Source organism: Nostoc sp. CCY 9925, from assembly GCF_963920935.1.
GTDB lineage: Bacteria > Cyanobacteriota > Cyanobacteriia > Cyanobacteriales > Nostocaceae > Nostoc.
In genome coordinates, this window is the sequence record NZ_CAWUDO010000065.1 from 38,150 (window position 1) to 48,858 (window position 10,709).

Below are 10,709 nucleotides of genomic sequence, written 5' to 3' on the forward strand. Positions count from 1 at the left end.
ATTTCCATATTTTTTTGATTAGAAATTCAATTTTTTGTATTTAATTTCGACGAAAGTAGGGGTAAGGTCAATTCGGTATCTATGTAGAGAGTAGAGTTACTTGATCGGGTGGACACAAAATAATGTATATCTGATTTGACGGATATCGATCGGCATCATTAAAAGCAGCTATTTATGGACACAGTTGGCAGCACAACTCCATCATCGGGCTACATCTTGGCACTAGACTTAGGTACTACTGGCAACCGCGCTTTTGTGTTTAACGCCCAAGGTAAGATTGTCGGACAGGCATACAAAGAACTCACTCAGTATTATCCGCAGCCGGGATGGTTAGAACATGACCCTGAAGAAATCTGGCAGGATACGTGTTGGGTGATGGGAACGGCAATTGCCAATGCCAAAATTACTCCATCAGCGATCGCCGCGTTGGGGTTAACTGTGCAACGTGAAACCTGTTTGATTTGGGACAAAACTACAGGTAAACCACTCCATAGAGCGATCGTTTGGCAAGATCGGCGTACTGCTCCACTATGTCAGAAGTTACAACAGGAAGGCTATGCCCCAGAAATTTACGATCGCACCGGATTAATCATCGATGCCTACTTTTCTGCTACTAAGCTTAGATGGCTATTAGACAAGTTTACAGATGTTGACCTCAGTAATGTCTTGGCAGGCACTATTGATACTTGGGTGCTGTGGAAACTTACGGGCGCAAAAGTCCATGCTACCGACCACAGCAACGCCAGCCGCACAATGTTAATGAATCTCAAAACCTGTGAGTGGGATGAAACTCTCTTAGAGATGCTCCAAATTCCGGCTCAGATTCTGCCCCAGATTCAGCCTAGTTTAGGAGTATTCGGAGTTACAGATGCTAATTTGTTGGGTGCAGAAATTCCCATCACTGCGATTTTGGGAGATCAGCAAGCTGCTTTGTTTGGTCATGGCTGCCATCGGCCTGGTTTGATGAAATGCACTTACGGTACTGGTAGCTTTTTGGTAGCTCACACTGGTTCTCAAATTGTGCGATGTCTAGGACGGGCTGCGCCTACGCCCGAAAAACTGATTTCCACAGTGGCGTGGACACAAAAGACTCCAAGCGGAACTTTCGATATTGGCTATGCCTTAGAAGGCAGTATGTTTACTAGTGGCGCTTGTATCCAATGGTTGCGGGATAGCTTGAAGCTGATTAAAAGTGCGGCTGAAACTGAAGCAATGGCAAATCGAGTCACAGATAATGGTGGTGTATATTTTGTACCTGCATTTAGTGGACTGGGAGCACCTTATTGGGATATGAGCGCGAGGGGAGCCTTTTTCGGCATTACCGCCAGCGTCAAACCAGAGCATTTAGTACGCGCCGTCTTGGAGGCGATCGCTTACCAAGTTGTGGAGGTAGTGCAAGCGATAAATGCATCTAGCAGTAACCCAGTTGGGCGATTAACTGTAGATGGTGGTGCTTGCGAGAATAATTTTTTGATGCAATTTCAGGCGGATGTCTTAGGTATTCCAATTGAACGTCCGATCATGCGTGATACTACCGTTCAGGGTGCAGCATTCGCAGCAGGTTTAGTCGTGGGATTTTGGGATAACTATGAAGCATTAGTGCAGCAACGGCAGATTGAGCGCGTGTTTGAGCCAAAGGGCGATTTATCGAATTTTGCTACTTGGCAAAAAGCAGTGAAACGTACTCTCGCTTGGATGGATTAGATGCTGACAGCAGAATTCAGGAGTCAGAATTCAGAATTATAGCAATTCTCATTTGAATGAGGTACATGGGTAGGGGCGCACAGCTGTGGGCCCCTACGAGGATCTATTTTTCTGTACCTCTCCCATGTGGAAACCCCCATATTAGCGGCTAGTAAAATTTTCTTCCAGATAGCGTGGATCGCGTACTCCTACGTGCAAAATCAATGCTGTCAGTAATCCACCGATAGCTGCCGCCCAGAAGGTAGTTTGATAGTCAATATTGTCTACTATCCATCCACCGAATATGGGAGCAATGATAGTGGCAGGGGCCACAAGGGTATTGCCAAGACCAATATAGGCTGGTCGTTGCCGATCGTTACCAAACTCTAAAGTCATTACCGCAGCAATATTTTGCAGACCCATCGAACCTATTCCCGCTCCGATAAACACCAAGTAAAACCAGTTTACATTTGGTGCTAGCCCAGCTACAGCCGAACTGAGCGCACAGGCAATACAACCAATCTGCAAAGCTAACTTGTTACCCCAGCGATCGCCTATCCAACCCAAAACCAGTCCAGCAATAGTTTGCGTTAGCATCAGCACACCAGTAATTAACCCAACTGATGCTTCTCCCATCCCATATTGATGTACGGCATAGAGTGTATAGAAGGGCAGTGGCATCAGTGCTAATTGTGAAAGCATACGTGCAATCACAAAGTACCGGAAATTCTTATCTCCCCGAAGAATCACACTCAGACTGCCCCAAAATTCACGTCTACTTTCAATGTGAGATGATGGGTTGCTTACTGGTTCCCGCGTCCTAGACATAAAAAACCAAGAGAAAGCCATTGCAAAACTGGCACACAAAAAACAGAGAGCAAAATTAAATGGTTGGGCAATTTGCTTGAGCAATAAACCAGCTATCAAGGCACCACAAATGCTCATCAAATTAGCAGACGCCCCTAAGGCACCGTAAAAAATGCCCAGCTTTCCGGAGGGAACAATTTTAGCAACCATGCTTTGCCAAGCAGTAGCACCAAGTCCAGTGCCCAGCCCCTGCCAAATGAGTATGGCAAATGTTAACTCTAAGATAGTTTGGCTATTGAGTTGTAGCTGTAACAAAGCAACCAGGGCTAATCCCAAAAAAGGAAGTTTTTGGTGAATTGTCAGCCACATTACAGTTGATTTGTAATAGTGTAGTCGAGCTACTTTATCAGCAGTTAAGAGCTGAGGTAGTTGCCAACCTAAACGCGGAATAGCTGGTATCAGACCGATGAGCAATGCAGAATCGGTCAAACCGCTAACAAATAGAGGAATAATCGTGATATACGATGCAAAACCAGTCCCTAAACCAAAAAATCCACTTTCAATAACATTGACAGTAAAGTTATGACGAAGGTCTTTTTGAATTTTAGAATTAAGCATTTTTATATGCGGAAATTTGGGCAGCATTTTCAACAGGTTGATGTTCTTTTTTAGGCACTTAGTAAGTGTTAAGTACCGAACAAAACCTGAATTCCATCAATTGTTCCCAGATGCCGCACTTAAATCACAGTTGGAAAATATTTTTTGTCAAAAATTTCTAACTATGGTTCTGCAATATTTTTTTGGCAATTTACGCTTCAACAAATAGGAATAAATACTGTAAACGGCGCTGACGCAGATTTATGGATAAAGTAAGAGAGATTTAAAGCCTTGTGAAGATTATCTAGAAAATGAACAGTAAACAGTTGGAAATCAGAGTTTTCCACAACTATTGCATGGTAAGTTTGATTTGGGGTCTAAATCCCCGTCTTAAACTTTAATAACTGATATAGCGCTCTTATTTGATTGCGTGAAAAAACTCGCCTCAGCTCAAAAAGCCTTCTTTGCTGTTGCCTATTGCCTGCTAAGCCAACTAAGTTCAAAAATCAAAGCGGATTACTATAGCTGTTTGAAAATACCAGATGATATATAAAGTTAAGATGGTGAGCGTATGACTACTAAACCAAAGATTTTCATTGATGGAGAATCAGGAACCACAGGCTTACAAATTTACTCACGCCTCAACCAACGGGATGACATCGAGTTAGTTAGCATTGACGCATCTAAACGAAAAGATGCAACTGAGCGAGCTAAACTGCTTAATGCCGTGGATGTTGTCATTCTCTGCCTGCCTGATGACGCCGCCCGTGAAGCTGTAAGCTTAGTCATTAATAATAACGTTAAAATTCTTGATGCCAGTAGTGCCCATCGCACAGCTGAAGGTTGGGTATACGGCTTTCCCGAAATCAATCCAGGACAGCGAGACAAAATCGCCAGCGCCCAGTTTGTGAGTAATCCCGGTTGTTATCCTACGGGATTTTTGGCTTGTATTCGTCCGTTGATTGTCAAAGGAATTTTAAAGACTGACTTTCCCATCACCGTGAATGCAGTGTCAGGTTACTCTGGTGGCGGCAAGAATCTGATTCAAAAGTACGATACTTTCCACCAACAGCAAGCCGGGGGAGAGTCGCTTTATCCCTATGGCATCTATGGTTTGCAGTTTGGGCATAAGCACGTTAAGGAAATGCATTACTTTTCGGGGTTAGCATCGCCGCCGCTGTTTGTACCCTCAGTGGGGGATTTTGAGCAGGGGATGTTAGTACAAGTGCCTTTGCCGTTAGGGATTTTGGACAATCCACCATCAGGTGAGGTAATCTATGAAGCGATCGCTGATTACTACCAAAGTGAAAAGTTTGTCCAAGTTGCACCATTGGGAGAACCGACGCTGCTCAGAGACGGAACATTTCTAGATGCCAAAGCAATGAACGACACCAACTTTGTTCAGGTTTTTGTCTTCGCCAATGACGCTACCAAAGAAGCGCTGCTAGTTGCTCGTCTTGACAACTTAGGCAAAGGCGCATCCGGAGCCGCAGTCCAAAATCTCAATATCATGTTGGGCTTTCCAGAAGAGTTGGGATTGTCATGACGATTGGGGAGTGGGGAGGTTCTGAAGGCACGAGAGCAGGGAGCAGAGGGGAAAGAGGTAATTTTTCATTCTCCCTTTTGCCCTCTTCTCCTTGCCCCTCTGCCTCCATTGGTGTGAACTTAAGCTCAAACACGCAATTTTACCTCGTTTTAGATCCCCCAACCCCCTTAAAAAGGGGGCACAAGATTCTAGTTCCCCCCTCTTAAAAAGGGGGGTTAGGGGGGATCGAAAATCTAGGTGGTACATCGACAAATGTTCAAATGCTTATCAGGCTAGGCTTTCACGTTAAGTTGACACCTATGCTCTGCCTCTTCCCCATACCCATTGGGATTATTTTGCTTTTTCTTTGAGTTCTTGGAGTAACTCAATTACATAGTGTTCAAATCCTTGATTGCGCTTTTGAACCGATTCAATCAAGGGTTTATCAAACAGATTCAGGACTTTGTTGCCTTTTTAAATACCTAGAGGTTTTAAATGTCCACCTGCCAAACTTTCTAGAAAGTTTGGCAGGTGTTTTTTTGAAAATATTAATAAACCAATCTGAGGTTGATTTGGCAATATTATCCGATTGGAAGCGGACTAAACCCATAATATTAAATATAGTCAGCTATGTGTTTAGTCCTATTAACCCGATCCCTGATGCTATTCCATATTCTTCGACATCCAAAGCGGTTAATTGCCTTAGTGTTCGCTTGTTTTTTAATTATCGTCGGTTGTCAGCCAAGCAAGTTTCAAACTAAAGCAGCTCAAGTATCTCAACTAGTTCTAGTTTCTCTGAATGAACCAGCTACTTTTAACTATGCCATTAATGACTCTCCCTATAGTGTTTTTTCCTTCATCTATAAAGGATTAGTCGATGAAAATCCGGTGACTGCTAAGTTGGAACCAGCACTAGCAGAATCTTGGTCAATCTCACCAGATCGAAAACGTATTACTTTTAGCCTCAGAAAAAACCTCAGGTGGTCAGATGGTGAACCACTAACAGCAGATGATGTTGTCTTTAGCTATCGAGACATTTATTTAAATCCAAAAATTCCCAATACATATAAAGATTTACTTCGGATTGCAAATACAGAAGCTTTTCCATCAGTAAAAAAGCTCGATCAACTCACAGTTGAGTTTACTTTACCAGCACCTTTTGCCCCTTTTTTGAGATATACAGAAAGATTAGTAATTTTACCTGCCCATGCTTTGCGTTCCTCTGTGTTCTCTAATGATGCTCAAGGCAATCCTCAATTTATGTATATGTGGGGAACTAATACAGATGTGCAAAAAATTATCTGTAATGGGCCTTATAAAATTGAAAGCTATACTCCTTCCGAACGAGTAATATTCCGACGCAACCCTTATTATTGGCGCAAAGACGCACAAGGGAATTCTCAACCTTATATTGAACGCATCATCTGGCAAATTATTTCTTCGACTGACAATCAATTATTGAGATTTCGTTCTGGGGAATTAGATAGTATAAATGTAACACCATCAGATTTTGGGTTGTTGAAGCGAGGAGAAAAGCGCGGAAAATATACTATTTATAACGGCGGACCTACTAATGGTTTTTCCTTTGTCGGATTCAATCTCAATCAAGCGCGTAATGCTCAAGGAAAACCTTTTGTAGACCCAATCAAATCGCGGTGGTTTAATAATTTGGCTTTTAGACAAGCGGTGGCCTATGCCATTGACCGCAACACCATTAAAACTAATATCTATCGAGGATTAGGCGAAGTTCAACATTCACCAATTGGTGTTCAAAGTCCTTATTATTTATCTTTGCGATCGGGGTTAAAAGTTTACGATTACAATCCCAATCGGGCTAGGCAAATACTGAAAGCAGCAGGTTTCAAATACAATTCCCAAAAAGAACTGCTGGATAAAGATGGGAATCGGGTTGAATTTGAACTGTTAGTGAAATCTGAAGACCGATCGAGGATAGATGCAGCTGTTCAAATCCAACAAGACCTCAGCCAGATTGGAATTAAAGCAAATTTGCAGGTAATTAACTTTAATGTTGTGTTACAAAGGCTGCTATCTCGGCGTGATTGGGATTGTTACGTAGGAGCATTTGGTACTAGTGGTGCAGATTTAGAACCTCACCTCCTGTATCTATTTTGGTCTAGTCGTGGCTCTTTTCATCAATTCAACCAAGGACCGCAACCAGGTGCATCTCCAATACAAGGATGGGTCGTTTCTGATTGGGAACAAGAAATTGATAGTCTATTCAACGCGGGAGTTCAAGAACTAGATGAGCAAAAGCGCCGGGCGATTTATGGCAGATTTCAAGAAATAGTTGCCGAACAGCTACCAGTATTTTTTTTAGTGAATCCCATATCTTTTAATGCAGTCCGGAATCGCATCGATCCTATCAAATACTCTAGTTTAGCCTCTGTGTTATGGAACATCGACGAATGGCAAATCATAGATACTGGCTCTTGAACTGGGTAAACAGTCTTAATTGCTCAATGACCCCTCTTTTCTCAGGTCTTGTGAGAAATCTGGTTTTACTCCTTACCTTTTCCCTTCTGAAGCTTAGCCTTTTCGTCACTTGTGCAAGAAGTCTAAGGTATTGTTATTGGAGTGTGGCGGAACATCATGATTACAAGAAATCCCACTCAACGCTTGTTACCAATCTTATCGCCATCGATCGCGATCGCATCTGCCTTGCTTGTCGGTGCAATCCTGATTTTGCTGGCTGGCGCAAACCCCATCGTGGCATACGCAGCTTTATTTCAAGAATCCCTTTCTACCTACTTTGGATTGGGCAATACTCTTACCAAAATGACGCCGTTATTATTCACCAGTTTAGGTGTATTGGTGGCGTTGCGTGCCGGTCAATTTAATATCGGTGGCGAAGGACAAATTTATTTGGGTGCTTTGGGAAGTACTTTGATTGGGTTATATGTGCAAGGATTACCGAGTTTAATTCACATCCCGCTGGCGTTGTTAGCAGGATTTCTCTTGGGTGCACTTTGGGGTTGGATTCCTGGTTACCTCAAAGCAGTGCGGGGAGTGAATGAGGTAATCACTACGTTGTTGTTGAATTATATTGCAGTAAATTTAGTTAGCTATTTGGTGCAAAATCCTCTGAAAGCACCGGCGGCGCCTAGTCCTTATTCGCCGTTAATTGCTAAATCTGCTCAGTTACCGATTATTTTACCGGGGAGTCTTGCCCATGTGGGGATTTTGCTGGCGTTAATTGCAGCAGGAATTTTGTGGGTATTGTTAGTGCGATCGCCTTTAGGATACCAAATTGCGGCCGTGGGATTTAACCCAAACGCTGCTCGTTATGCTGGTATTTCCGTACAACGCACCATTATGCTGGTGATGGCGTTAGCGGGTGGTTTAGCTGGGTTAGCCGGTGGAACTGAAGTCATGGGGTTGAAATATCGCCTATTTGAGCAAGTTTCGCCAGGTTATGGATTTGATGCAATTGCGATCGCTTTTTTAAGTCGTGGTAGTGTTTTCGGTGTAGTGCTGACTTCCCTATTTTTCGCTGCACTTCGTAGTGGTGCCAATGTAATGCAACGTAGTGCAGGAGTGCCGGTGACTGTAGTTTATGCGATTCAGGGATTAAGCGTACTATTTATTGCCATCAGTCTGGCGGTAGAACAGCGGATAAAAGTCATGGAACCTGGAACCAAGGCAGATTAATTAGGGATCTAAAAATTTGACAATAAATATCTAAAAATTTGACAAATTTCTCAAAATATTTTTTATACAAATATCATAGTTTAACAAAATTTTAATTTTATTATACAAATTTTTTAGCGAATTCTTCTCATTTATCGTATAGAAATATCTACAAGTTTGGTAAATCTATCAAAACATTTTTCATTGCCCCTATCACTTAAATCACATAGATTGTAAATGTGAGTAGCATTAGTTAAAAATTGATTATCTAGGTTTTGACAAGATAAACAATTCCAGAGCTACTAACTATTGTGCTAACACAAGAATCATGGAAGAAACTTAAATTTTTCTTTCATATAGCTGTGTGAATTCCATTAAATTTTTGAAACAATAACTTTGATTGAAAGCTTGCTGATAAACTTTTGATTCTTACTAAACTTAGCAAGATTAAAGTCAGATTCCTGTACGCTATGAAGATTTTTATGCTAATAATTTAGGAGGATTAGCTCTGATGGCAGATTTAGTTAATAGTGATAGCAGCAACTCCTCTACTGGTGGGGACAATCCATTAAGAAATTCACCCTTTGGTCGCTTGAGTGAAGTTCTCAGTGATGAAGAATTCTCTAATCTATTCAGTGGTGTTGGTAATGGAGAGAATAGCGGTAATCCATTGGGTGGGAGCGGCAATAATCTACCTTATAATGGCAATCCTTTTGCTGGTGACAACTTTTGGAACATTTTTGCAGGCGGTGTAAATCCATCCGCCTCCGGCGGCACTAGAGACCCTTTGACCGGTGTTGGTAGCCAAAGCACTACTATCAGCACAACTGAAATACCAGACGGGTTTAGTTTGAGAGCTACTATCGACAAACAGATTAACTCAAGGCTGGACGAAGAACTGGGTGATGGACAAAGCCCATCATTTGATCCTAGCCAAATCCCATCGTTTGGTGGTGGTAATGGTGGGCAAATTCCATCGTTTGATCCTAGCCAAATTCCATCATTTGGTGGTGGGAATGGTGGACAAATTCCATCATTTGATCCTAGCCAAATTCCATCATTTGGTGGTGGGAATAGTGGGCAAATACCATCATTTGGCGGTGGACAAATTCCGTTCGCTTAATTACGACAATAATTATCATCCTTGAATAAATCAGTAGATCATAAACAAGGAAATAAACAATAATAATTTTTCAGTACATACTATGCTAATCAGCGATGTTATGCACTGAAACTTTTTAATATTAAAGGCTTGAGGCCATAATCAAGATGATAAAAGCCTTTAATGAAATAAATTTTGGGTTGAATAAACTGATAATTAGCATAAAAAATAGGAGAGTTTATGACAATTAATCCAGGTGGTAGTAGCAACCTGTATAACAGTAGTTCCTGTGCTGCTAATGGCAGTTTATATGCTGAAGATAGCCTGTTTACAAGTGGTAACAATCCGTTTGTAAATAATGGTGACGGAACTATTCCAGGTGACGGTATCAACCCCTTTACTGGCGATGCTGGCACTAAGCTTCAGCAATTAATTTTCGATCGTTTGAAGTTAATTCTAGGTAACAATTTTTTTGAGGACATTGACAATACATTGGCAGGAGGTACTAATCCGTTTGTAAGCGGTGGCAATCCCATTTTAAATGGTGGAAATCCGCTTGAGCGATCGCCTTTCGATGCCTTAAGAGAAGTCCTTGGTAATAATATACCTTTTAGTAACAGTGGAAATACATCTAATGCTGGTAATCCACCGTTTAATGAGGACAATGCACCTGTTGGTAATGGTAATACAAACTTTGGTAATAATAACGCAACCATTGGTAATTTTAACTCTGATTATGGCGATGATAGCGCAACCATCGGCAATGGCAACTGGAACTTTAATAATGACAACACAACCATTGGTAATGGCAACTGGTTATTTGGAAGCGATAACACAACCCTTGGTAATGGCAACTGGTATTGGGACGATGGAAGTAATAACGCAACACTAGGAAATGGCAATTGGCACTTCGGTACTGATAACACAACCTTAGGAAATGGCAATTGGCACTTCGGCAGTGACAACGCAAGCATTGGGAACGGCAACTGGGATTTTGGTAGTAATAACACAATTATTGGGAATGGTAACTGGGTTTTTACCAGTGGAAACACAATTATTGGTAATGGTAATTGGGTAGTGGATAGCGGCAACACAACTATTGGAAACGTCAACGACACCAGCAATTTAAATTTATTTTCGCAGGGAATCAAGACTAATGTTAATAACCTAATTGACTCCCTTATAGGTAGAATAGGTCAAGATTTTCTTGTGTTAACAGAAGATTTTGATGTATCAAGTATTCAAACATTTAACCGACTCATATTGTCTTGAAGTGTTGATATGAAAGCAGGAATATATAGCCGTAGTCACACAGGTTAGGACATTTTGAAAGCATGGAAGCTAGGA

Annotated in this window: 7 protein-coding genes; 6 read left to right on the plus strand and 1 reads right to left on the minus strand. The window is 41.7% G+C overall.

Annotated elements, in window-relative coordinates; translation table 11 throughout:
* Nucleotides 1-174: 174 nt before the first annotated feature.
* The gene (gene glpK, locus ACM0OY_RS26800; RefSeq protein ID WP_414571831.1) at nt 175-1,704 is read left to right on the plus strand and encodes a glycerol kinase GlpK; all 1,530 of its coding nucleotides are present in this window, start codon (nt 175-177) and stop codon (nt 1,702-1,704) included.
* Nucleotides 1,705-1,845: 141 nt separating this feature from the next.
* On the opposite strand, the gene ACM0OY_RS26805 is transcribed toward glpK, so the two are convergent.
* Nucleotides 1,846-3,108: an MFS transporter gene (locus ACM0OY_RS26805; RefSeq protein ID WP_414571832.1), complete on the minus strand. Its 1,263-nt coding sequence runs from the start codon at nt 3,106-3,108 to the stop codon at nt 1,846-1,848.
* A 550-nt stretch (nt 3,109-3,658) separates the two neighbouring features.
* On the opposite strand from ACM0OY_RS26805, the gene argC reads away from it, so the two are divergent.
* The 5 genes from argC to ACM0OY_RS26830 all read left to right on the plus strand — a co-directional run bounded on the left by argC (nt 3,659) and on the right by ACM0OY_RS26830 (nt 10,634).
* Complete coding sequence (gene argC / locus ACM0OY_RS26810) at nt 3,659-4,633, plus strand: N-acetyl-gamma-glutamyl-phosphate reductase (protein WP_414571833.1); 975 nt, start codon at nt 3,659-3,661, stop codon at nt 4,631-4,633.
* 639 nt (nt 4,634-5,272) lie between these two features.
* On the plus strand, nt 5,273-7,066 hold the full coding sequence (locus tag ACM0OY_RS26815; RefSeq protein WP_414571834.1) for an ABC transporter substrate-binding protein: 1,794 nt from the start codon (nt 5,273-5,275) through the stop codon (nt 7,064-7,066).
* A gap of 156 nt (nt 7,067-7,222) precedes the next feature.
* The gene (locus ACM0OY_RS26820; RefSeq protein WP_414571835.1) at nt 7,223-8,281 is read left to right on the plus strand and encodes an ABC transporter permease; all 1,059 of its coding nucleotides are present in this window, start codon (nt 7,223-7,225) and stop codon (nt 8,279-8,281) included.
* 490 nt (nt 8,282-8,771) lie between these two features.
* The gene (locus ACM0OY_RS26825; protein ID WP_414571836.1) at nt 8,772-9,383 is read left to right on the plus strand and encodes a hypothetical protein; all 612 of its coding nucleotides are present in this window, start codon (nt 8,772-8,774) and stop codon (nt 9,381-9,383) included.
* 219 nt (nt 9,384-9,602) lie between these two features.
* Nucleotides 9,603-10,634, plus strand: a complete 1,032-nt coding sequence (locus ACM0OY_RS26830; RefSeq protein ID WP_414571837.1) for a hypothetical protein — start codon at nt 9,603-9,605, stop codon at nt 10,632-10,634.
* Nucleotides 10,635-10,709 lie beyond the last annotated feature (75 nt).